Genomic DNA, 23292 nt, shown 5'->3' on the forward strand with positions numbered 1-23292 from the left:
CGGCTCCCTTCACCGGGCGCACCCGTCCGGCCTCCCGCCTACCCGCGGCGGAGGGAGCCCACCACCGCGGACAGGTCCCGGTCGGCGATCGACGGGTCCGCCAGGAGCACCGCGCGGGCCGCCGACAGGACCGGACCGCCGCCCGCCAGGGCGAGGTCCTTGGCGGCCAGGCGGACCGGGAAGTCCGCGTCCGTGCTGAGCGCCCGGGCCACCACCCCCGCGAGCGGCCCGGCTGCCAGCACCCCCTGCGCCAGCTCCTGCGGCACGCCCAACTCCTCGGCCACCGAAAGGACTTCGGCGACAACCGTGACCGAGGCGACGATCGCGCCGATCACCACCACCTTCAACGCCGCGCCCGACCCCGGCCCGCCGCAGCGCCGCACCCGGCCCAGCAGCTCCAGGACGGGCTGCGCGACGTCGAGGTCGGCGTCCGTGCCGCCCGCGAACACCACCAGGTCGCCCGTCGCCGCCGGGCCCACGCTGCCGACCACCGGCGCGTCCACCAGTCCGACGCCGTCGGGGAGTCCTGCACGCAGCCCGGCGGTGGCGTCCGGGCCGATCGAGGACATGTCGATCCACAGCGTGCCCGGCGCCAGCTCCGGCACGAACCGCCCGGCCACGTCGGCGACGGCCTGCGGGTCGGACAGCATGGTGACGACGACGTCCGCGCCCCGCACCGCCGCTGCGGGCGTGGCGGCCTCGACGAGGCCGTCGGCACGGCCGGGGGAACGGTTCCAGACGGTCAACGGGTGTCCGGCGGCGGCGAGTCGGCGGGCCATCGGCAGGCCCATCCGGCCCAGCCCCAGAAAAGCGATCTTCTTCATGGCCACCACGCTAGGCAGTCACCACCCAGGCGACAAACGAATGTCTCGCATGGTACCCATGCCGGATGGACATGGCTTGGCTGGACGTCTTCCGCACCGTCGCACACCTCGGCTCCTTCACCGCCGCCGGTGAGCGGCTGGGCTTCACCCAGTCCGCGATCTCCCGCCAGATCGCCACCCTGGAAGCCGAGTTGGGCACTCCGCTGTTCGACCGCCTGCCCCGCGGCGTACGGCTCACCGAACACGGCCACGCCCTGCTGCCGCACGCCGAAGCCCTGTTGGACCGCCTCGACAGCACCCGGCGGGACCTGGCCGCGCTCACCGAACTCACCGCCGGACGACTCCGGGTGGGCGCCTTCGACAGCGCCAACGCGGCCCTCGTCCCCGGCGCCCTGGCCGCGTTCCGCACCGCGCACCCGCAGGTGGCGATCAGCCTCACCGAAGGCCTTTCGGCGCACCTGCTCGACCTGCTCGGCACCGGCACGATCGACCTCGCGGTCGTCGCCTCGTACGCGGAGGACGCCTACGACCGCGAACGGTTCGAGCTGCAACCGCTGCTGGCGGATCCCGTACTGGTCGCACTCCCCCGGGGCCACCGCCTCGCCCGCCGACGGCGCCTGCGCCTGGTCGAACTCGCCGACGAGTCCTGGATCGCCGCCAGCCGTCACGCCGAGTCCACCCTCCTCGCGGCGTGCCTGCGCAGCGGCTTCCAGCCCCGGATCGAGTACGCCGTCGCCGCCTGGACCGCCAAACTCGGCCTGGTCGCCGCCGGGCTTGGCCCGACGCTGATCCCCTCCCTCGCCGCCCGGGCCGCCCGCGCCGACCTCGCCCTCGTCCCCCTCCACCCCGACGACACGCCCGTCCGGCACGTCTACACGGCCACCCGGCGCGGGCAGCGCCCACCGCCCGCGGCGGCGGCCTTCGCGGACCTCCTGCGGGCGGCGGCGGAGGCACGGCAGTAGCGGAGCTCCCGGCCGGCGGCGTTTCGCGAGGTCGGGCTTGGCCTGCACGGGGCGGGCTGAGACGATCGGCGGAGCCGTGTCGACCGACACGACGGAGACGGGAAGAAACATGATCAGTCTCGTACTGGTGGGCGCCCTGGTGCTCGCCGTCGGCGGGTGCGTGTGCGTGGTGTGGGCGGAGCGCGGCGGGCCGCCGTGGGTCCGGACCGTGGCGACCGTGACCCTCGCCGCTGGCGAGTTGGTGCGCCTGGTCGGCCGGAACCGGCGGCGGAGCATCAGGCGGAACACCAACAGTGGCGGCGGTGACTAAGGCTGTGGCTGAGGGGCGCTGAGGCGGACCGGACCCGCGCGCCCGGGGAACGCCGGCGCCGGGGGCCATCCCGGGGATCCCGCGTGGCGTGTCGGGCGGCGCACCGCGCGGCACCGACGGGGCGGCGAGGTCAGAATGAGGCATGCGAGCAAGCCCCGACCCGGCCGGTCCGCCGCCGGTGGCACCCGGTCAGGCCGCCGAGCGCGGCGAGCACTGGTGGCCTGTGGCGTCGGCCGTCACCGCCACCGCGCTCCTCCATGTGGCCCTGCCCACGACGTACCGGCTGGACCCCGTCTGGGTGGTCCCGGTGGTCATGTTCACCCTGCTGGTGACACTGATCGTCGGCGACCCGGGGAGGATCGACCGTCAGAAGGTCTGGCTGCGGGTGGTCACCGAGACCATGATCGCCTTCGTCACCGGCTCGAACCTGTACGCCGGGGTCCACCTGGTCTCCGACATCCTGACCAACAACAAGCTGTTCGCCAACAACGCCACCGGCCTGCTGGCCACCGGCGGCGTGACCTGGGCGACCAACGTGATCGCCTTCGCGCTCTGGTACTGGGACCTGGACCGCGGCGGCGCCGCCGCCCGCGCCCACCGGCCCTCGACGAAACCGGCGTTCGTGTTCCCCGAGATGCAGCACACGGGCCACGCGCCGGCCGACTGGGTGCCGCGCTTCGTCGACTACCTGTCGCTGTCGTTCTGGACGGCGACCGCGTTCAGCCCGACCGACGTCTCCGCGATCAAGCCGTGGGCCAAACTGCTGATGATGGTGGAGGCCGCGACCTCCCTGATCGTGGCCACCCTGGTGATCGCCCGCGCGATCAACATCCTGCAGTGAGCGGGACGCGGCCCCGGCGACGGAGGCCGGGGCCGTCGGCCCGCGAGCCGACCTGCCGGCCGGACTCCGGCACCTCAGGGCAGCAGGAGCCCCCAGTAGCCCGCCCACGGGACGAACACCGCGCTGGACAGCAGGAGCAGGCCGAGCCGGGCCCGACAGCCGGACGACAGGGCGCGGTGCCCGCGCAGGCCACCGACCGCGGCGAGGCCGGACGCGCCGACGGCGAAGACGGCGCACAGCTGCAGGGCCGCCCAGACGACGGGGCGGCCGAGCAGCACCGGCCCGGTCAACTGTGCGGCGGTGACCGCCAGGAACAGCAGGTAGCCGAGCGCGCCCACGGTGGCCGCCGATCCAGCCAGCGCCCCCACCCAGGCCCCCTCCGAGCGCCCCCAGAGACCGACCCGGGACGGCTGGACGCCCGGACGGGAGCGCAGCGCCGCGACGGCGGCGAGGGCGTCGTCCGCGAGCTTCCCGTAGTCCCGGCGGGTGGTCGAGTAGCCGGCGGTGCGCTTGTCGTAGACCAGCGTCGTGACGCCGCGCCGCGCGTACGCCGCCGCGGCGTCCTCCAGGTCGGTCACCGTACCGGGGCCGGCTCCGCCGACCATCACGAGGCCCGGCCCACCGGTGCCGGAGGGTGCGGGCGGGGCCAGCACGACCCCGTGCAGCACGGTGCCGTCGGCGCTCGCGAACGAGACCTCCGACCGCGCCGGATCACCCGCCCCGGCTGCCGCGACCGCCGGGGCCGCCGGGGCCGCCGGGGCCGCCGGGGCCGCGGACGGTGCAGCGACGGCTGTGGGTGCCAGGAGCGCCAGGAGCGCCGCCAGCAACCCGAGTAGCGGGAGCAGCGCCCGCAACGGGAGCAGCGGGAGTGCCGACGGCCCGGTGGCTCCGACTCTCCGGTGTCCTTCCCTCGTCCGAACCGCCCGCGCGTGGATCCCCGTACCTGTCACCCTGTCCTCCAGCACCGTGTCCGGGCCCCCATGGCCGGTGTGTCAGTGCTCCGATCCTTCTCCCGCACGGGGCCGACGGGCATGGCGACGGCACCCGGATCCGGGGTGGGGACAACCTCCGTAGCGTGGTGCCGAAGCCGCGCGGTCAGCGGGCAGTCGCGGTCAGGGGGCGGCCGCCGTCAGCGGGCGGCCGCCGTCAGCGGGCGGCCGCCGTCAGGGGGCGACCGCCGTCAGGGGGCTGCGAAGAGGCGGGGGAAGGCTGGGGCCAGCCAGGGGCGGCGGCCCCAGGCGAGGACCTTGCCGCGGGTGAGGGCGGCGGTGGCGGTGTAACGGCCGAGGGCGATCAGGAGGAAGGCGACCGGCTCGGTGAGGATCGTGCAGTCCGGCCGGCGCGGCGGCTCCTGGGTGACCACGGCCGCGCCGTCGGTGAAGGTCACCGCGAATCCGCGCAGGCCGCGGATCCGCAGCCGGTAGCAGGCGTTGTGACCGGCCGCGGTGCGGGCGTCCGTGACCCGGGGCATGGCGGTGCGCAGGAACGGCAGGGCCAGCTCGACCCGGTGCCGGTCGATCGGGTGCGGCCGCCCGAGGGCGACGGCGATGTCGTAGAGGTGGCCGAGCATGTGGGTCAGCAGGTAGGCGCCGAGGGTGTCCAGGTCCATCGGGCCGAGCGGGGTCCGCACCGGCTCGGTGCCGGCGCGGGGGCCGGCCGCCGCCGTGAACTCCCGTGCCCACCGGGCGATCTGTGCGCCGAGCAGGTCCGGGTCCCGCTCCGGGCGGGCGGCCAGCGAGGCCTCGTTCGCCGCGGCCAGCGAGCCCGGGGTGCCGTCCCCGTAAGGGCGTTCCTCGCCGGCGGCCAGGGCGGCCATCAGCTCGTTGGCCATCGCGAGGTGGGCGGCGGCCTCGGCGACCGTCCACTCGGCACCGGGTATCGGGGTGTCGCCGCGGCAGCCGGCGAGCAGGGCGACGGTCTCGTCGCCGACCGCGGTGAGCGCCTCGAAGAGCGCGACGCGCGCGTCGCCGGGGCGGCGGCCGGGGCCGTGGGGCGGGAGCGGGAGGGTCATGGTGGTGAAGACTGACCGACTCCGGCGGCCCTGTCCAGAGCCGTGGCGGGGCGGGGCGGCCGTGCGTCGTCGCTGCTCCGCGTGCGGGACACCGGCCGGTGTCCCGACGCCCGTCAGACGTCGTCGAAGGACTCGTCCTCGTCGCCGCTCACCACGTACTCGGTCTGGGCCTCCTGGCGGAGCTGCTCGCGCCGGGCGTGGCGGACGTCGTCCTCGTCCTCCTCCATGGCGAAGACGCCGGTGTCCCGGAAGAACTCCTCGTTCAGCGCGTCGTCGCCGCCGGCGCGCACCCAGTCGGCCAGGATCCGCTGCGGGCTCAGCGCGACCGCCGGGTTGCCGCGGCCCGGCAGGAGGGTCAGCTGGTAGGCCTCGCTGGTCGTGGTGGGCGAGCGGTAGGTGTACGTGTAGTGGCGGGCCTCGGCGCCGTCCGGGAGGCGGCCGAGGAGTCTCGCGTAGGCCTGCACCAGGCCGGGGTTGGCGAAGTTGCAGACCAGGACGGTCGTGCCGCGCTCGACGAGTTCGCGGACGGCGGCGACGATGCTGGTCTGGAACGCGGCTCCGTCGTTCCCGGTGCCGTAGGTGGCGGCGGACTGGGAGCCGAAGGTCTCGGGGCTGGCCAGGAAGCCGGGCGGGACGGAGTTGCTGAACTTGGGGAACGGGCAGTCCAGGAAGACGACGTCCTCACGGCCGGCGAGGTCGCACGTCGTCCGGAAGTCGCGGCAGGCGAAGTCCTCGATGCCGGCGGTGCCGCAGAGTTCGGCGATCGCGGTGAGCGTGGCCGTCTCGCGGGCGCGGATGGCGGCGAGGCGCCGGCCCGCCTCAGGGTTGAACGTGCCCTGCACGCCGCCGCCTTCGGAGAGCTTGGTCCCGCGGGTGCAGCGGTTGACCAGCCAGATGTAGGCGCTGACGGACCGCCGGGCGGAGACCGGGTAGGCGTCGGTCTCGGCGATCTCCCGCCGGCCGTTGGCCTCCAGGTGGTCCAGCAGGCGGCGGTAGGTGTCCGCCGGCGCCTCGTCCCACCGGGCCGCGCGCTCGCCGTACTCCCTGACGAAGTCGCCGCCGTGCTCCACCAGCGCCCGGTAGGCGCCGAGCACGTACGGGTTGAGGTCGCCGGCGACGACCGAACGGAACAGCCGCATACCGTCGTTGAGGCCGGGGCCGAAGGCGGTGGCGTTGAGGAAGACCTGCCCGGAACCGACGAACGGCTCGATCAGCCGCGGGAACCTCCCGCCGTTGTCGGTGAACTTGGCCCGGGCGACGCGGGCGATCACGAGCTGGGTGAAGTGCGCCCGGTTGTGCATGTTGCCGGTGTACGGGGACAGCCAGGCGAAGCGCCCCGGTTCGGGCATCCAGAGGTTGGTCATCCGGCCCACGTAGCAGCTGTTGGCACGGACGAACGCCTCGTACGCCCGGCCGTTCCCGGCGGCGAAGTAGTGGAAGCTCGTCGGGTCGTCCATCTCGCCCGTCCCGAACGGGACGTACGGGACCTGCATGTCGCGCGGGACGGGGACGCCCTGGACGACGGTGAAGCCGCGCGCCGGGACGCCGTTGCGCATCCGGCCGTGGACGCAGACGGCGCACGGGACGCCGTCCTGGTTCATCGCCCCGGTGTAGTCGCGCTCGAAGCCGCAGCGGTCGCAGTGGATGTGCATGATCCCCCTCAGGAGTCCGAACCCCGGTCATGCGTGGGAGACGACCCGAGGGTCCGTCTTCGGACCCGCGTCCGCGGGGCGACGGGGGTCCGAGGACCGACCCTAGAAGCCGCGCGCGCGGAGCGGAACGGGTATCACGGCACCGGCCGGGTGGACGGGGGCCAACGGCTCCCGCGTGCGCGGAAGGGCGCGCGCCGGGGCATACTCCAGCCTGTTGTCACGAGCCGTGGGGGGACTGTGCAGGAACGTTCGACCGGTCCGAGGTCGGGTCAGCCGTGGGACGGCGCGGAGGACGCCCGGCTGCTGGAGGGGGCGCGGCAGGGCCTGGGCCTCGACGGACTCGCCGCCCGGCACGGCCGCACCGTCGGCGCGATCCGCGCTCGGCTGGCCCGGCACGTGCCGCTCGCCGGGGCCACCGACGAGGAGCTGCTGCGGTGGGTGAGGTCCTCCTCCCCCGGGCCGGACGCCGCCGGCGCGGGCCGGGGCGGCGAACCGGGCGGCACGGACAGGGACCGCGAGCCCGGCGGCACGGACTGGAACCGCGGGCCCGGCGGCACGGACCGGGACCCCGGGCCCGGGCACGACGCGCCCGCCGCACCGGACCGGCCGGATCCCGCCGCGGCCGAGGTCCTCGCCCAGTGGCAGCAGCTGACCGGGCACGCCCTCGCCCCCGAGCGCCGGGCCGTCTTCCTCGCCCGCCCGGCGCTCGCAACGCTCGCCGTCGTCGACGAGGCGGTCCGCCTGGACGCCGGACGGCGCCTGTGGCGGGAGACCGGTCAACTGCTCCTGGAAGACTGGTCGTTGGAGTGCCGATGCCCGGGCGCCGCCACGCTCGACCCGCCGTGGAGCGCCGTCGCCGGGCACGACGAGGACACCGCACTGATCCTGCGCGAGCTGCTGGCCGCGGCCGTCGACGAGATCCCCGGGGAACGCGACCGCCGGATCCTGGCCCGCCGGTTCGGCGTGGGCGACCACGAGGCCCAGAGCCTCGGGCAGATCGGTGCCGCCCACGGGCTCTCCCGCGAGCGCGTCCGCCAGCTGCAGAACAGGGCCGTGCGCGCGATGGCCCGCAGCACCGCTCCCGCCATCGCCCGGCTCCGCGCCCTCCTCGCCGGGCTCGGACGGCTGGACGGACCCCTTCCCGAGGACGACGGTCCGTCCGGTGCCGAGCGGATGCTCGACCTGGCGCAGGTCCTGGTGCCGTCCTTGGCACCGCGCCAGGCCGTCGCCCTGCTGGCCGCCCTGGCCGGGGTCCGCAGGGCACCCGCCGACGACCTCGCGGCGCGGGCCGTGGCAGTCCGTGCGCTGCGCCACGACGCACAGCGCCGCGAGGCCACCCTGCAGAAGCGCGTCGAACGGGCCTTCGCCCGGTGGGAGCGCCTCGCGGAGTTCGTGCGGTGGTTCGGCGCACCCGGGAGCGCTCCCCCGCGCAGCGAGCTGACCGCACTGCGCCAGGCCCACGACGAGGACCCGCGCTCCGGTTCCTGGCACTGCCCCAAGCTCGGCCGGGACGTCGCGTACGAGTCGGATCCCGAGCTCCAGTTGATCCAACTCCTCTCCCACGCACCGCAGATCGCCTACTACCAGGAGCAGCCGCTGGCCATCGGCTACGACTTCGACGGGCGCGCCCGCACCTACTTCCCCGACCTGCTCGTCGCCACCGCCGACGGGCGCTGCGTCCTGGTCGAGGTCAAGGCGCTCTTCGAGATGGCCACCGCCGTCAACATCGCCAAGTACCGCGCCCTGGAGGGGCTGTGCCGCGAGCGCGGCTGGGGCCTGCTGGTCACCGACGGGCACCGTAGCCGTGCCCTGATCGAGGAACACCGACCGGACCCGGTCCTCGTCGACCGGATCGGCCCGCTGCTGACGGAGGGAGCGGTGCTGGGCTGGCCGCACGTGGTCGCCGCGGTCGGCGGGCAGCGCCCGCCCTGGCTGGACTTCACCGCCCTGGTACTGAGCCAGGGATGGGACTGGCGCACCCGGCCGTTCCGGCTGAGCGCCGGTGCCGCCGCGACGGCCACGACCGGCACGCCTGCCACCGCCGGCCGGGGCTCCGGAACCGACTCGATCGTCGACGCCCCCGCCACCCGCCCGACCCGGCCCCTCCCGAACTGACCCCCGTCCCGCTCCCCGTCCCCCGCTCCGCGTAACCCGCGCCCGCTCCCCGTCCCCCGCTCCGCGTAACCCGCGCACCGTCACCCCGGCACCGGCCTCCGACGGCCCGACCGCCCTCCCGCCCCGGAAGGGCGGTCGGGCCGTTTCCAGGTCCGCGCCACCCTGCCGCTGGACGGATCCGTCCAGTACCGCTTCCGTCCAGTCGGAGGCCCTTCCACCCGCGCTGAGCTGCGACGACAGTAGTCATCGCCACCAGGGCCCACCGCCCGGGCGGCACCGGGCGAGGCGTCAACCGCGCGAATGCGGGCGCCTCCGCCACCCCTGTCCCCCCTCCGTTCCGGGAGCCGTCATGCCCGCACGCCCTCGACGCTCGACCTTCACCGCCGTGTCGTCGGCAGCCCTGGCCCTGTGCACCGCCGTGGTGGTGGCCGGCTGCGCCGCCGCCCAGGCGGACACCCGCGAGGCCGCGGTGTCCGGCGTCGGCGCTCCCGTGGCAACCACGAACGCCGCGGCGGACGGAAGGACGGCGGCGGATCCGACCGGGGCCCCGGAACCCACGACCACCCAGACGCCTCCGGCCACCACGCCGTCGTCGGCACCGACACCGGCACCGACCGGCACTGCGGCTACGGCCACGGCACCGTCGGCCGCACGGCCGTCGGCCCCCGCACCGAAGACCGCCACACCGACGCCCCCGGCCGCCGCGGTACCGGTGCCGCAGGGCCCGGCCGGCACCGCCGCACCACTCACCGCCGCCGTCGCCCCGGCCGGCCTCGCCGCGCTGCCCATCGCCCCGTCCTTCGGCTGGAAGCCCGACGGCCCGTTGGCCAGCCAGGACGTGAAGGGTCGCACGATCACCCTCAACGAGTGCACGAGCGTCTCCGGCGCCGTCACCTGGCAGCAGCAGGGCTACCTCAGCGCCGCCCGCAATCCCGCGGGGCAGCAGCTGTTCGCCTTCCCCACGCCCGGGGCCGCGCAGGCCGCCTACCGTCAGCTGCTGGCCGACATGGGCAGCTGCCAGGACGCATCCCGCCGCCTCCAGGCCGAGCGTGGAGTCGCCCAGGACGCGACCGTCGCCCGCACCGCCCAGACCCCCGACGGCACCTCCTGGTCACGCCGTTGGACGGGAGCCGGCGGGCTGTCCGCCCCGGACCTGCAGACCAACCACGTCTACGCCCTCCAGCAGGGCGCCGACCTCACCCTCTTCCAGTTCGACGAGCTGCAGGAGCGGCCCGGCCCCGCCCACGACACCGGCACCGACGCCTCGGTGATCGCCGCCGTCGCGGCCCTCGGGCCCAAGGGCTGATCCCGTGCGCAGCCGCCCCTCCGTCTCGTCCCACCGCGTCACCACCCGACCCTCCACCCAAGGACTCCCCATGTCTGTGCTCAAGTCGACCTCCCGCCGCACGGTCGGCGTGCTCGCCGCCTCCTGCATCGCCTCCGTGGTGCTGGCCACCGTTCCCGCCCACGCCGACAGCGTCCAGGGCATCTCGTTCAGCTCGACCTCGACGGGCGCGCTGGGCAAGAACGCGGCCCCCGGCGGTCAGGTCACCCGCAGCCAGGTGATAGCCCGGGCGCAGGACTGGGTCGACCAGTACGTCCCGTACAGCTCCAACGGCCTTCAGGCGCCGTACAGTTGGTGGTCGGACGCACAGACCGGCGGCCGCTACCGGCAGGACTGCTCCGGACTCGTCTCCATGGCCTGGCAGCTGAAGGACAGTCCCAACACCGGCGGCCTGCCGTCGTACGCCAACGCGATCAACAAGTGGGACATGCAGCCGGGTGACGTGCTCAACAGCGACCAGCACGTGGTGATCTTCGCCGGCTGGCGCGACAAGAACGCCGGCACGTTCAACTACTACCAGGAGAGCAGCCGCAGCCGGCCGACCAACTACAACACCGACGGCAACCTCAACGCCTCGACGCTCTCCTCCCACCCGATGAGCGGCTACACCGCGCTGCGGTACAAGAACATCGTCGACGACCCGACGACGCCGCCGCCCGCGCCGTCGGCCAACAACCGGACGGTCGAGGCGATCGTGGGCGGCGCGCTGCACGAGATCTACACCGACGCCAACGGCTGGCACGACAGCGCCGTCCCCGGCGTCGGCAACCTGACCACCCTGGGCTTCGCGTACAACCCGGCCGGTCAGCGGGTGATCGAGGCCGTCGAGAACGGCGCCCTGCACGAGATCTACACCGAAGGCGGCACCTGGCACGACAGCGCCGTGCCCGTGTCGGGCACCATCGACACCCTGGGCTTCGCCTACAACCCGAACACCGGACAGCGGGTGATCGAGGCCGTCGAGGGCGGTGTGCTGCACGAGATCTACGCCGACGGCAACGGCTGGCACGACAGCGTCGTCCCCGGTGTCGGCGGCAACATCAGCGCCCTGGGCTTCGCGTACACCACGTCCGGCGACCGCGTCATCGAGGCCGTCGAGAACGGCGCGCTGCACGAGATCTACACCGACACCAACGGCTGGCACGACAGTGCCGTCGCCGGTGTCAGCGGCAACATCAGCACCCTCGGCTTCGCCATCAACCACGCCACAGGCCAGCGGGTGATCGAGGCCGTCGTGGACGGCACGCTGCACGAGATCTACAGCGACGGCACGACCTGGCGCGACAACGTCGTCCCCGGCATCAGCGGCACCATCACCTCGGTCTCCGTCAAGGTCAAGAACAACACCGGCGACCGCGTCATCGAGGCCGTCATCGACGGCACGCTGCACGAGATCTACACCGACGCCTCCGGCTGGCACGACGGCGTCATCCCCGGCACCCCGGGCGGCGCGACCGGCGTCTCCTTCGACCTCACCATCTGACCCACCCCGCCCCCACCCCGTGTGCCCGGTACGGACCCCCGTACCGGGCACACCGGCACATCCGGACGGCCGCCCCGGGCCCGGGCCGTCGAGGCTAGGCTCGGGGGATGATCGACGGCGATGGCGAGGTGACGGCGCCCCCACCGGGCCTGGTCGAGGCCGGAGATCGCCTCTGCGCGGCGCTCGAGCGCCACCTCGCCGCCCCCGACGGCCCCGGCGTCGAGGCCGACCTCGAACGCGCCCTGGACGAGCTGGACCTGGCCGTCTCCCGCCACCCCCGCCACACCGCACCCGAGGAGTGGCGGGCCCGCTACCTGAGGGTCCGGGACGTGTCCTGCTCGATCCGGCACGAGTACGGCCTGGGGGCGACGCCCGCCGACCTCCGCACGGCCCTCGCCCGACTCGACTCCCCCTGAGGGCACACCGGTTCGGACCCCTGTGTCCACCGGACACAGACCCCGCCGGGACACCCGTGCGCGCGGGCCCGGATCCGGGCTGTGGCGACCCGGTCTGCCGCCCGGAGCCGCCCGGAGCCGCCGCCGGGTGGCGGCTCCGGGTGGGCGGGGGTCAGCCGACCATCGCCGCCAGGACGCTGCGCCAGTCCTCCCCGGGCTCCGGGGTGAGCGCTGCGGACAGGGCCTCGGCGCGGTAGTGCCAGGGGCGGCGGAGCTCCGGGTCGGCGTCGGGCCGGAGGTCGAGCGGGCTCGCGGAGCCGAGCAGGCGGACCAGTTCGGTGCCGAAGTCCGTCCAGGAGACGTGCCCGCTGACGGCGTTGACGATCCGCCCGGCCGCCGGGTTCGGCTCGCCGACGCAGGCCGCGAGGGCGCGGGCGAGGGCGGCCGCGTGCACCCAGGACGCGCCGTACCAGCCGGGGCGGCCGTCGGGCGCCGGGGTCGGCAGGGTGATCGGGCGGCCGGCCAGGGCGGCCTGGTAGAGGGCGCCGGTGGAGCCCCAGCGGAGCTGGTCGCGCAGGCGCTGGTGCGGGCCCCAGACGATCGGGGCGCGCACCACGGTGGCCGGGCCCCGGTCGGGGGCCGCGGCGGCCTCGAACAGGATCCGCTCGCAGTCCAGCTTGGCCTGCCCGTAGGGGCTGACGGGCTCGCCGGTCGGGCCGCCTTCGGCCACGTCGGTGCCGGCCGGCCGCCCGTAGGCGTCGATGCTGCTGACGAAGACGAACGGGCCGCCGCGCCAGCCCTCGACGAGGGCGCGCATCGCGGCGAGGTCGACGGCGTGCTCGGTGAAGGTGCAGGCGGCGTGGATGACGGCGTCGACGCCCTCGACCGCGCGGCGCAGGCTGTCCGGGTCGGCGAGGTCGCCCTCGGCGAGTTCGGCGCCGTGCAGGGCCGGCAGGTGTGCGGACTCGGGGCGCACCAGGGCCCGGACGGGGCGGCCCTGGGCCATCAGTTCCTGCAGGACGGCGGCGCCGACGCCGCCGGTCGCGCCGGTGAGCAGCACGGTGCCGGCCCGGGAGCGGGCGCTCGCGCCGGGGCGGGCCCCGGTGCGGGCGCGGGCGGCGCGGCGCTCGTCCTCGCGGGTGGCGAGGAGCGCGGCGAGGGCGCGCGGGGTGCGCTGTTCCAGGACGTCCAGGCCGGTGAGCGGCAGTCCGGTGCGGGTGCGCAGGCGCTCGGCGAGCTGGACGGCGACCAGGGAGTGGCCGCCGAGGGCGAAGAAGTCGCCGTCGGCTCCCGGGGTGGTGCCGAGGAGTTCGCCGAAGGCCGTCCGGACGGTGTCGAGCGGGCCGCGGGCGTCGGGGGCGGCCGGGGTGGCGCCGGGCAGCCGGCCGCGGTCGGGGGTGCCGTCGGGCAGCCGGGGCAGCGCGTCCACCAGGGTGACGGCGCGCGGGAGTCGGCCGGGGGCGAGGTGGCGGCGCAGGGCGGCGCGCAGCTCGCTGCCGGTGGGGGCGACGGGGCCGCGCACCACGGCGTAGGCGAGCGGCGGGCCGTCGGCGGCCTCGACGACGGCGGCCTCGACCACCCGGGGGTCCGCGGTCAGCGCGCTGACGACGGGGTGCGGGGCGCCGGCCAGCAGTGCGCCGGGGAGCGCCGAGAGCGGCCGGTCGGCGTCCTCGGCGACGGCGCCGAGCAGCCGGGCGAAGGCGTCCAGCAGCCGCCCGGCGGTGGCCTCGTCCAGGGCGTCGCGGTCGTGCTGGACCAGGCAGCGCGGCTGCGGGCCGTCCTCGACCAGCAGGGCGAGGCCGAACTTGGCGAGCCCCAGGTCGAGTTCGACGTTCTCGCTGGTGAGCCCGGGCAGCGTGAGCGGCTCGGCGGGGTGGACGAGGTCGCAGCTGACGGAGAGCAGCGGGGTGCCGTCGGCCCCTCGGGCGGCGCTGCCGAGGCGCTCGACGACCAGGTCGAAGGGCACCTCGTGGTGCTGCTGGGCGTCGAGCAGGGCGGCACGGACCAGGCCGAGGGTGTCGGTGAAGGTCGGGTCGCCGGCGAGGTCGGTGCGCACCGCGAGGGTGTTGACCCCGAGGCCGACGGTGCGCCGCAGTTCGGGCCGCAGCCGCTGGCCGCTGGCGCAGCCGAGGGTGAGGTCGGTGCGGCCCGCGGCGGTGGCGAGGGTGGCGAAGGCGGCGGCCAGGACGACGGCGAACAGGGTGGCGCCGTGCCGGGCGCCGAGCCGGCGCAGCCCCTCGACGGTGGCGGGGGTGAGCGGTGCGGTGTGCAGGGCGGCCCGGCGTTCGCGGGCGCCGGCGGGGACGGGGCGCAGCAGCGGCAGCGGGCGGGCCCCGGCGAGCCGGGCGGCGCGGGCGTCGGCCGCGGCGGTGAGCTCGGCGTCGCGGGCCCGCTCGCCGCGGGCGTACTCGGCGTACGTCGGCCCGGGCTGCGGGAGTCGGGGGGCGTGGCCGTCGCGTGCGGCGGCGTAGAGGGCGGCGAGGTCGGCGGCCAGCACCGGCAGCGAGCCGCCGTCCACGGCGATGTGGTGGATGGTCAGCAGCAGGGTGTGGTCCTGCGGCCCGTGGCGCAGGAGCAGGGCGCGCAGCACCGGCCCCGCGGCGAGGTCGAAGGGGCGGGCGGCCTCGGCGGCGAGCAGGGCCGGGGCGTTGTTGCCGGCGCCGTCCTCCCAGGTGGCGTCGACGGTGCGCAGCGGCACGGGGGTGACCGGGTCGGTCTGCTGGTGGGGCTGGTCGCCGTGGCTGCCGTACCGGGTGCGCAGGACGGCGTGGCGCTCGGTGAGGCCGGTGAGGGCGGTGGCGAGCGCGGCGGGGTCGAGCGGTCCGCGCAGGCGGGTGGCGAGCGGGACGTTGTAGAGGGCGCCGCCCTGGCCGAGGTGCTCCATCAGCCACATCCGCTGCTGGGCGTGGGAGAGCGGGGCGGGGCCGTCCTCCGGGGCGGCCGGGCGCGGCGCGGCGGCGGGGCGGTTGCGGCGGGCGCGGCGCAGCAGGTCCGCCTGGTCGGCCTGGTCGCCGGCGGCCTGCGGGGCCGGGGACGGCGTGGTGTCCGTACGCGGCGTGGTCGCCTGACCATCGACCGGCTGACCATCGGCCGGCTGCCCGTCGATCGGGTACCCGTCGGCCGGCTGCCCGTCGGCCGGGTGCTCGGTGGCGTTCATCGGGCGGCTCCTTCCGCAGTGTGGTCGTGCGCCGCGCGCAGGGCGCGTTCGAGCAGGTCGGCCTGCCCGGCGACGGTGGGGTGGCCGAGGAAGTCGGCGAGCGAGAGCTCCACGCCGAGGTCCTCGCGCAGGTCGTCGACGACCCACATGGCGAGCAGCGAGTGGCCGCCCTCGGCGAGGAAGTCGGCGCCCGGGTCGGTGATCGGTCGCTCCAGGGCGCGGCTCCACGCGTCGGCGACGGCCTGCTGGATCGGGGTGAGCGGGGCGGCCGTCCGACCGCCGGCCGGGGTGTCGCCGTCCGCGGCGGCCAGGGCCCGGCGGTCGATCTTGCCGCTGCCGGTCAGCGGGAGCGCGTCGAGGACGTGCCAGGCGGTGGGCACCAGGTGGGCGGGGAGCCGGTCGGCGAGGCGGGCGCGGAGCGTGTCGGCGGCGGCGCGGCTGCCCTCGGCGAGGACGAGGCAGGCGGTGAGGGCGGCGTCGGGGTGGCCGGCGCGGCGGACCACGACGGCGGCCTCGGCGACCTCGGGCAGGAGCAGCAGGGCGTGTTCGACCTCGCCGGGCTCGATCCGGAACCCGCGGACCTTGACCTGGTCGTCGGTACGGCCGTGGAACTCCAGGGCGCCGTCGGGGCGTTGGCGGACGAGGTCGCCGCTGCGGTAGGCGCGGCCGGTGCCGGGGAGGTCGCGGAAGCGCTCGGCGGTCAGCTCGGGCCGGTCGAGGTAGCCGCGGGCGAGCCGGTCGCCGGCGATCCACAGTTCGCCGACGGTGCCCGGCGCGACGGGGTCGAGCCGCTCGTCGAGGACGAGGGTGCGGGCGCCGCCGAAGGGCCGGCCGATCGGGACGGGCCCGCCGGTGCAGTCGGCCGGGGTGATCCGGTGCAGGGTGGTGAAGGTGGTGGCCTCGGTCGGCCCGTAGACGTTGAGGAGTTCGAGCCAGGGGAAGGCGCGCAGCACCGCTCCGGCGTACTCGGGGGACAGCGCCTCGCCGCCGACGGCCAGGGTGCGCAGCACGCCGAAGATCCGGGACTGCCGGGCGGCCAGGTGGTGGAAGAGCGCGGTGGTGATGAACAGCGTGGTGACGCCGAACCGTTCGACGTCGCGCACGAGGTCCTCGGCGGTGGGCCGGTCGGCCGGGGAGACGGCGACGGCGGCGCCGCGCGCGAGCGGGGCCCACACCTCGAAGGTGGAGGCGTCGAAGCTGACGGTGGAGTGGAAGAGCACCCGGTCGCGGGGGCCGAGCGGCACGGCGTCGGCGGCGGTGACCAGGTCGGCGACGGCGCTGTGCGGGACGAGGACGCCCTTGGGCCGGCCGGTCGAACCGGAGGTGTAGAAGAGCAGGGCGGTGGTGTCCGGGTCGGCGGCGTCGGGCGCGCTCACCGGGCGGGCGGCGGTCTCGGCGCCGTGCTCGGTGAGCACCAGGGTGCGCTCCTCGGGCAGCCCGGCCTCGGCGAGGAGGGTCTTGTCCCCGAGGACGAGGTGGGCGCCGGCGTCTCCGGTCATCTCGGCGATGCGCGGGCGCGGGTAGCCGGGGTCGAGCGGGACGGCGTGGGCGCCGGCCCGCCAGATCGCCAGCTGGGCGACGACCAGGCGGGTGGAGCGGGCGCAGAGCAGGCCGACGGCGCTGCCGGGGCCGATCCCCCGCTCGGCCAGGGCGGCGGCCAGCCGGCCGGACGCGTCGAGGAGCTGGCCGTAGGTCAGGGCGGTGTCGCCGTCGGTCACGGCGAGCGCGTCGGGGCGCTCCTGGGCGTGCCGGGCGACGAGTTCCGGGAGGGTGGCGGTGGGCATGGTGGTTCCCTTCCGGGCGCCCCGGCCGGTGAGCCGGCCGGGGCGCCCTGCGCAGGAGGTGCTTGCGGGCGGACGGTCAGGCGGTGGTGGCGGGCGTCGGCCGCCGTTCCTCCACCAGCCGGGCGACGGCCCGCAGGTCGGGCTGGCGCAGCACCAGGGGTGCCCGCAGCCGGACGCCGTACTCGGCCTCCAGGGCCTCCAGCAGTCGGGCGGCGGCGAGCGAGTTGCCGCCCGCGGCCAGGAAGTTGTCCGCCGGCCCGAGGTCGGCTCGGCCGATCAGGTCGCGGCAGAGCCGCAGCACGGTGCGCTCGGTGGGAGTGTCGCCGTCCTCGGTGTCCGGCGCCGCGGCAGCCCGCTCCTCCTCCAGGGCGAGCAGGGCGGCCCGGTCGACCTTGCCGTTGGCGTCCAGCGGGAAGGCGTCGACGATCCGGACGGCCGAGGGGACGGCCTGCTCCGGCAGCCACGGCCGCACCGCGGCGAGCAGGTCCTCGGCGCCGCCCGCCGGGGATCCCGCGGCGGTCTGGACGTAGGCGAGCAGGCGGGTGACGCCCGCCGAGGTCGCGGCGGCGACCACGGCCCGGCGCACCCGCCCGTCCCGTTCGAAGGCCGCCTCGACCTCGGCGGGCTCGATCCGGACCCCGCTGACCTTGACCTGGTCGTCGAGCCGGCCGTGGAACTCCAGGACGCCGTCGGCCCGCATCACCACCCGGTCGCCGGAGCGGTAGAGCCGGTCGACGCCCTCCACGCCGGCCGGCACGCCGACGAAGCGGCGGGCGGTCAGCTCGGGGTCGAGGTAGCCGGCGGCCAGGCCGCGGCCGCCGATGCGCAGTTCGCCCGCCTCGCCGCGCGGCACCGGCCGGCCGTCCGGGTCGGTGACCAGGACGACCGCGCCCGGGATCGGCAGCCCGATCGGCGGGGCGCCGGTGCCGTGGTCGCCGCCGGGCGCCATGGTGTGGACGGTGGTGGTGACGGTGGCCTCGGCGGGCCCGTAGGCGTTGTGGACGGTCGCGGTGACGTCCGGGCCGGGGGCGCGGCGCAGCCGGTCGCCGCCGACGGTGAGGTGGCGCAGCGCCAGCCCCCGCGGCCAGGGCCGGGCCAGCAGGGGCTCGGCGAGCGGGGTGGGCAGGACGGCGGCGGTGATGCCGGCCTCGCGCCACCAGTCGGCGAGCGCACCGGAGTCCCAGCGGACGGCCTCGGGGGCGACGACGAGCGCGGCGCCGGAGGTGAGGGTGGCCCACAGCTCCATCACGTGCGGGTCGAAGGCGACGCCGATCAGCAGGCTGTGCCGCTCGCCGGGGCCGAGGCCGGCCAGCTCGCGGTACCACTGGAGCAGCGCGCCGAGCGCGGGCTCCCCGACGGCGACGGCCTTGGGCGTGCCGGTGGAGCCGGAGGTGAGGACGGCGTAGTGGGTGCCGGCCGGGACCTGCACCTGCTCGCCGGGGACGAGGGCGACGGCGACGGGGGTGTCCCCGAGGTCGAGGTCCAGCGTCCGGTGCTCGCCCTCGGGCAGCACCGCCGGGTCGCCGACCAGGCAGGCGGGCCGCAGCTGTTCGGCGACGGCCTGCAGCCGGCGCTCGCCGGGGCGGGGGCCGAGCGGCAGGTGGACGGCGCCGAGCTTGGCGGTGGCCAGGGTGACCGCGGCGAGGGCGGCCGAGTGGCCGAGGCAGACGCCGACGAGGTCGCCCGGGCGGACCCGGTCGCGCAGTTCGTCGGCCACGGCGTCGGCGAGGCGGTCGAGTTCGGCGTAGCTGTGGGTGCGGGCGCCGTCGATCAGGGCGGGGGCGTCCGGGGTGCGGTGCGCCCAGGTGGTGAACAGGTCCAGGACCGCACCGTCCTGGTGCGGACGGCCGTACCCGATGCTCAGGTTTTCCATCATCGTCTCCAGGTCTCGACGGTTCGTCAGTTCAGGCCCATGGCCCGGGCGACGATCACCTTCTGGACCTCGGAGGTCCCCTCGATGATCGTGGTCATCCGCACGTAGCGGTACAGGAACTCCAGCGGGTGGCCGCGCACCCAGCCGGTGGCGCCGTGCACCTGGAGCGAGCGGTCGACCGCGCGGACGGCGGTCTCGGAGGCGGTGAGCTTGGCGAGCGCCGCGTTCTCGGGCGCCTCGGTGCCCTCGTCGACGAGCCGGGCGCAGGCGAGGGTGAGCAGCTTGGAGCACTCCACCTCGGCCCGGGTGGCGACCAGGTGCTCCTGGACGTGCTGGTACTCGCCGATCACGCGGCCGAAGGCGCGCCGCTCGCGGGCGTACTCGAGGCCGACGCGCAGCGCGTACTCGGCGATGCCGTTGCACATCGCGGCGACGACCAGGCGGCCCCGGGAGAGGCTGTCCATGGCGAGGGCGGTGGCCGCGCCGACGCCCTCCTCGCCGCCGATCACGGCCTCGGTGGTGACGGTGACGCCGTCGAGCAGCAGCTCGAACAGCGGCTCGCCGGACATGCCCTCGTAGCGCTGGCCGAGGCGCAGGCCCGGCTGGTCCATGGGGAGCACGAAGGCGGTGGCGCCGGCGGTGGGCCCGGCGCCGTCGCCGAGGTCGGTGGCGGCGACGACCAGGGCGATGCCGGCGTGGCCGGCGTTGCTGACGAAGGTCTTGCGCCCGTTGAGCACCCAGCCGTCGGCGGTGCGCACGGCGGTGGTGGTGAGGCGGAACGCGTCGGAGCCGGCGTGCGGCTCGGTGAGGGCGAGGCAGCGGGTCTGCTCACCGCGCACCAGCGGGACGAGGTGGCGCTCGATCTGTTCGGGCGTGCCGTGCCGCAGCAGCGGGCTGGGGCCGTCGGAGCCGGCCAGGGCGTACGGCGCGAGCGGGCAGCCGCTGCGTCCGGCGGCGTGGTGCAGCAGCACGACGGCGGTGAACGGCATGTCGGCGCCACCGAGCTCCTCGGGGTAGTCGCCGGCGTAGAAGCCGAGGGCGGCGGAGCGCTTGCGGACGTAGGCCCGCAGGTCGGACGGGATCTCGTCGGCGGTCTCGGGGAGTTCGGCGGCCAGCGGGACGAGTTCGCGGCGGACGAAGCTCTCGAAGGCCTCGACGAGTTCGCGGTGGCCGTCTTCCAGGACGGCGGAGGGGGCGGTCACGGGGACGCTGCCTTTCAGTTCTGGCCGGTGAGGGCGCGGGCCTGGTCGGCCAGGACGGCGTGGCGGAACAGGGTGCGCAGCGGCGGGCGGCTGCCCAGGTGCGGCTCCAGCCAGGCGGCGAGCTGGGCGGCGAGCAGCGAGTGGCCGCCGACCTCGAAGAAGTGCGAGTCGGCGGTGAAGCGGTCGTGGCCGAGCACCTCGCGCCAGGCCGCGGCGACCAGCTGCTGGCCGGGGTCGGTGAAGGCGCTGGTCGCGGCGGACTCGGGCTCGGGCTCGGCCGCGGCCTCGTCGGCGAGGCGGGCGAGGGCGGCGCGGTCGGGCTTGCCGCCGGGCAGGGTGGGCATCGCCTCGACGGCGGTCCAGGTGGCGGGGACGAGCCCGCCGGGCAGCCGCTGGGCGAGGGCCGCGTGCAGGGCGGCCTGGTCGGGGCGGTCGGCGCCCTCCAGGAAGCCCACCAGGCGGGGGCCGGACTGCGGGTCGGTGTGCAGGACCACCGCGCAGGAGCGGCCGCCGAGTTCGGCGGAGGCGGCGGCCTCGATCTCCTCCAGCTCGATCCGGTGGCCGCGCAGCTTGACCTGGTTGTCGGCGCGGCCGAGGAAGGAGAGCCGGCCGCGCAGGTCGCGGTAGCCGCGGTCGCCGGTGCGGTAGACGCGCTCGCCGCCGAGGGCGGGCACGGTGACGAAGCGGGCGGCGGTGGGCTCGGGCAGGCCGAGGTAGCCGTCGGCCAGCAGGGCGCCGCCGACGGCGAGTTCGCCGACGCAGCCGGCCGCCAGCGGGCGCAGCGTCTCGTCCAGGACGTGCAGGCGCACGCCGTCGAGCTCGGCGCCGAGCGGGATCTCGCCGTCCTCGGTGAGGTCGGCGGCGCCGACCTGGTGGACGGTGGAGGTGACGGTGGCCTCGGTGACGCCGTAGGCGTTCAGCACGGTGGTGGCCTCGGTCAGCCCGGCCAGCGCGCGGGCGGGCAGCCGCTCGCCGCCGAGGACGAGCAGCCGGGGGTTCCACCGGCCGTCGCGCAGCGCCTCGCGCAGGTCCTCGCGGACGGCGAGCAGGTAGCTGGTCGGCAGGTTGGCGACGGTGACGCCGCGGGCGGCCAGCACGGCGACCAGCTCGGGGCCGGTGGGGACCTCGCGCTGGGGCACCACCAGGGCGGCGCCTGCGCAGAGCGCGGGCAGCACCTCCTCGAGGGCCACGTCGAAGGAGGGCCGGGCGAACAGCAGCACCCGGTCGGCTGCGGTGAGCTCGTAGCGGTCGGTGATCGCGGCGACGTACCCGGCGAGCGCCTCGCGCCCGACCAGGACGGGCTTGGGCACGCCGGTGGAGCCGGAGGTGTGGATCAGGTAGGCGGCGCCGTTCAGGACGGCGGCCGGTTCGGCCTTGGGGAAGGCCGGGCCGTCCAGCAGGGCGGGGGTGACGCCCTCGACGGGCAGGGCGAGCGCGCTCTGCCGGGTGGCGAGCACCAGCGCCGGGGCGAGCCGCTCCAGGAGCAGGCCGAGCCGGGCGGCCGGGTCCTCGGAGGACAGCGGCGCGTACACGGCGCCGTGGCGCAGGCAGGCCAGCAGGGCGACGACGCTGTCGGTGCCGCGCGGCAGGACGGTGGCCACCGGCTGGCCGGGCTGCACCCCGGCGGCGCGCAGCCGTTCGACCAACTGGTTGACGCGGCGGTCGAGTTCGCCGTAGCTGATGCGCTCGGTGCCGGCCAGCAGGGCGAGCGCGCCGGGGTCGTGGGCGGCGGCCGGGTCGAGACCGGCGGGCGTCACGGCGGTGGCGGGCGCGGCGGCCGGGGCGGGGTCGAGCGCGGCGAGCGGCGCGTCCGGCGCGTCGAGGTAGCGGCGCAGCAGTTCGAGCAGGCGCTCGGAGAGCAGGGTGGCCTCGGCCTCGCCGAAGAGGTCGGCGTCGTAGTCCCAGACCAGGGTCATGCCGGCGGCGCCGTGCTTCTCGCCGACCACCCGGCGGTCGTCGGGCAGCAGCACCAGGTCGAGGTCGAAGCGGGTGGTGCCGGTGTTGAAGCCCTCGTACAGCGAGACGTCGAGGTCGGGGGCCTGGACGTCCGGCAGGGCGGCGTCGTGCGCGCTGAACATGACGTTGAACAGCGGGTTGTCGGCGCCGCCGGTGTGCAGGCCGAGCCGGCGGGTCAGCTCCTGGACCGGCAGGTCCTGGTACGGGAGGGCGCGCAGCAGGACGTCGGTGACCTCGTCCACGGCCTCGGTGCCGGGGGCGGCCGGGTCCAGCCGCAGGCGCAGCGGGACGGTGTTGACGAACATGCCGACGGTGCCCTCGAAGCCGGCCGGGCGGTTGCCGACGGCGGTGCCGACGACGAGCTCGCGGTGGCCGCTGTGGCGGCGCAGCAGTTCGGCGAAGAGCGCGAGCAGGGTGCTGAACGGGGTGTGGCCGTCCTCCTTGCTGCGGGTGCGCAGCCGCTCGGCGAGGTCGGCGCCGATCGACTGGCGCAGCTGGCCGCCGCGGTGGCGGCGCACCGCGCCGGGCCGGGCCAGTCCGGGCAGGGTGACCTCGCGCGGGGCGTCGGCGAGTTCGCGCAGCCAGAAGGCGAGGGCGCGCTCGCGGGCGTCCGGGTCGACGGCGGTGCGCGCGTGCTCCTCGTACGAGGGCGCGGCGGGCAGCTCGTAGGTCTCGCCGAGGACGTGGGCTCGGTAGACGGTGAAGAGGTCGCGCAGCAGGATCGCGAAGGAGTGGCCGTCGTGGACGAGGTGGTGCTCGACGTGGATCAGCCGGTGGTGGTCGTCGCCGAGGCGGACGAGGTGCCAGCGCAGCACCGGCGCCCGGTAGGTGTCCAGCGGCTCCTCGGCCTCGGCGGCCAGCAGGGTGCGGAACGCGCCCTCCGGGTCGGCCTCGGCGGTGAAGTCGCTGCGGCGCAGCAGGGGTTCGCCGGGTGCGGCGACCCGCTGGCCGGGCAGCCCTTCGGCGCGGGCGACCAGCTCCAGGCGCAGGCCGGGGTGGTGGGCGAGCACGGCGGTCAGGCCGGCGTGCAGCGCGTCCTCGTCGAGGGTTCCCCAGAGGTCGAGGACGGCGGTGAAGTTGTACGCGCGACTGCCGGGCAGCATCTGCTCGTGCAGCCAGACGATCTCCTGCGAGGAGGAGAGCGGGAACATCGGGGACTCCCTTGTGTGGTGGGCGTGGTGGTACTGCGGTGGCGGGGCGGTGTGGGGTGGTCCGCCCCGGCCGGGGCCGGGCGTGCCGGGGTGGTGGCGCGGTCCGGCGGTCGGTGGCGTGAGGGTCCGGGACGGTCGGGGGTCCGTCGGGTCGGGTCCGGCGGGTCGGGGTCCGGGACGGTCGGGGTCCGTCGGTCGGTGGGCGGCGGCTCTCCGGTCGCGGTCCGTCGG

The 23292-nt window shown here is 76.1% G+C and carries 16 protein-coding genes; 7 read left to right on the top strand and 9 right to left on the bottom strand.

Annotated elements, in window-relative coordinates:
* Positions 1-38 precede the first annotated feature (38 nt).
* Complete coding sequence (locus tag ACIA8Q_RS00770) at positions 39-824, bottom strand: NAD(P)-dependent oxidoreductase (RefSeq protein WP_396316504.1); 786 nt, start codon at positions 822-824, stop codon at positions 39-41.
* A gap of 65 nt (positions 825-889) precedes the next feature.
* Here ACIA8Q_RS00770 and ACIA8Q_RS00775 point away from each other — a divergent pair, with 65 nt between their 5' ends.
* The 3 genes from ACIA8Q_RS00775 (at position 890) to ACIA8Q_RS00785 (ending at position 2937) form a co-directional block, all read left to right on the top strand.
* Positions 890-1786, top strand: coding sequence for a LysR substrate-binding domain-containing protein (locus tag ACIA8Q_RS00775; protein WP_360215796.1), 897 nt, complete (start codon positions 890-892; stop codon positions 1784-1786).
* 109 nt (positions 1787-1895) lie between these two features.
* Entirely contained in the window at positions 1896-2096 is a 201-nt protein-coding gene (locus ACIA8Q_RS00780) for a hypothetical protein (RefSeq protein WP_360215799.1), read from the top strand.
* 142 nt (positions 2097-2238) lie between these two features.
* The gene (locus ACIA8Q_RS00785; protein WP_387900384.1) at positions 2239-2937 is read left to right on the top strand and encodes a hypothetical protein; all 699 of its coding nucleotides are present in this window, start codon (positions 2239-2241) and stop codon (positions 2935-2937) included.
* Positions 2938-3011: 74 nt separating this feature from the next.
* Here the strand turns inward: ACIA8Q_RS00785 and ACIA8Q_RS00790 are convergent, their stop codons facing one another.
* From ACIA8Q_RS00790 to ACIA8Q_RS00800, 3 genes are all read right to left on the bottom strand, one after another.
* Positions 3012-3764: an alpha/beta hydrolase family protein gene (locus tag ACIA8Q_RS00790; RefSeq protein WP_396316505.1), complete on the bottom strand. Its 753-nt coding sequence runs from the start codon at positions 3762-3764 to the stop codon at positions 3012-3014.
* A 353-nt stretch (positions 3765-4117) separates the two neighbouring features.
* Positions 4118-4948 (bottom strand): maleylpyruvate isomerase family mycothiol-dependent enzyme, encoded by an 831-nt coding sequence (locus ACIA8Q_RS00795; RefSeq protein ID WP_360215808.1) that lies wholly within the window; start codon positions 4946-4948, stop codon positions 4118-4120.
* Positions 4949-5061: 113 nt separating this feature from the next.
* Entirely contained in the window at positions 5062-6600 is a 1539-nt protein-coding gene (locus ACIA8Q_RS00800) for a DNA adenine methylase (protein ID WP_360215811.1), read from the bottom strand.
* 237 nt (positions 6601-6837) lie between these two features.
* Here ACIA8Q_RS00800 and ACIA8Q_RS00805 point away from each other — a divergent pair, with 237 nt between their 5' ends.
* The 4 genes from ACIA8Q_RS00805 to ACIA8Q_RS00820 all read left to right on the top strand — a co-directional run bounded on the left by ACIA8Q_RS00805 (position 6838) and on the right by ACIA8Q_RS00820 (position 11959).
* Positions 6838-8715, top strand: a complete 1878-nt coding sequence (locus ACIA8Q_RS00805; RefSeq protein ID WP_363363913.1) for a TnsA endonuclease N-terminal domain-containing protein — start codon at positions 6838-6840, stop codon at positions 8713-8715.
* A gap of 385 nt (positions 8716-9100) precedes the next feature.
* Positions 9101-10021: a hypothetical protein gene (locus tag ACIA8Q_RS00810; RefSeq protein WP_396316506.1), complete on the top strand. Its 921-nt coding sequence runs from the start codon at positions 9101-9103 to the stop codon at positions 10019-10021.
* 70 nt (positions 10022-10091) lie between these two features.
* A complete protein-coding gene (locus ACIA8Q_RS00815) occupies positions 10092-11543 on the top strand; it encodes a hypothetical protein (RefSeq protein WP_360221547.1) in 1452 nt (483 codons plus the stop codon).
* A gap of 107 nt (positions 11544-11650) precedes the next feature.
* Positions 11651-11959 (top strand): hypothetical protein, encoded by a 309-nt coding sequence (locus tag ACIA8Q_RS00820; RefSeq protein WP_396316507.1) that lies wholly within the window; start codon positions 11651-11653, stop codon positions 11957-11959.
* A gap of 151 nt (positions 11960-12110) precedes the next feature.
* On the opposite strand, the gene ACIA8Q_RS00825 is transcribed toward ACIA8Q_RS00820, so the two are convergent.
* The 5 genes from ACIA8Q_RS00825 to ACIA8Q_RS00845 all read right to left on the bottom strand — a co-directional run bounded on the left by ACIA8Q_RS00825 (position 12111) and on the right by ACIA8Q_RS00845 (position 23061).
* The gene (locus ACIA8Q_RS00825) at positions 12111-15095 is read right to left on the bottom strand and encodes a condensation domain-containing protein (RefSeq protein WP_360221556.1); all 2985 of its coding nucleotides are present in this window, start codon (positions 15093-15095) and stop codon (positions 12111-12113) included.
* Positions 15092-16879 carry a non-ribosomal peptide synthetase gene (locus ACIA8Q_RS00830; protein ID WP_360221559.1) on the bottom strand — a complete coding sequence of 596 codons (1788 nt, stop codon included), beginning with the start codon at positions 16877-16879 and terminating at the stop codon, positions 15092-15094. The genes ACIA8Q_RS00825 and ACIA8Q_RS00830 overlap by 4 nt, the downstream gene beginning before the upstream one ends.
* 76 nt (positions 16880-16955) lie before the next feature.
* Positions 16956-18752 (bottom strand): AMP-binding protein, encoded by a 1797-nt coding sequence (locus tag ACIA8Q_RS00835; RefSeq protein WP_360221560.1) that lies wholly within the window; start codon positions 18750-18752, stop codon positions 16956-16958.
* A gap of 26 nt (positions 18753-18778) precedes the next feature.
* Entirely contained in the window at positions 18779-19954 is a 1176-nt protein-coding gene (locus ACIA8Q_RS00840) for an acyl-CoA dehydrogenase family protein (RefSeq protein WP_360221562.1), read from the bottom strand.
* Positions 19955-19968: 14 nt separating this feature from the next.
* A complete protein-coding gene (locus tag ACIA8Q_RS00845; RefSeq protein ID WP_360221565.1) occupies positions 19969-23061 on the bottom strand; it encodes an amino acid adenylation domain-containing protein in 3093 nt (1030 codons plus the stop codon).
* Positions 23062-23292: the final 231 nt, after the last annotated feature.

This window comes from Kitasatospora sp. NPDC051705, from assembly GCF_044453265.1.
Classification (GTDB): Bacteria; Actinomycetota; Actinomycetes; order Streptomycetales; family Streptomycetaceae; genus Kitasatospora.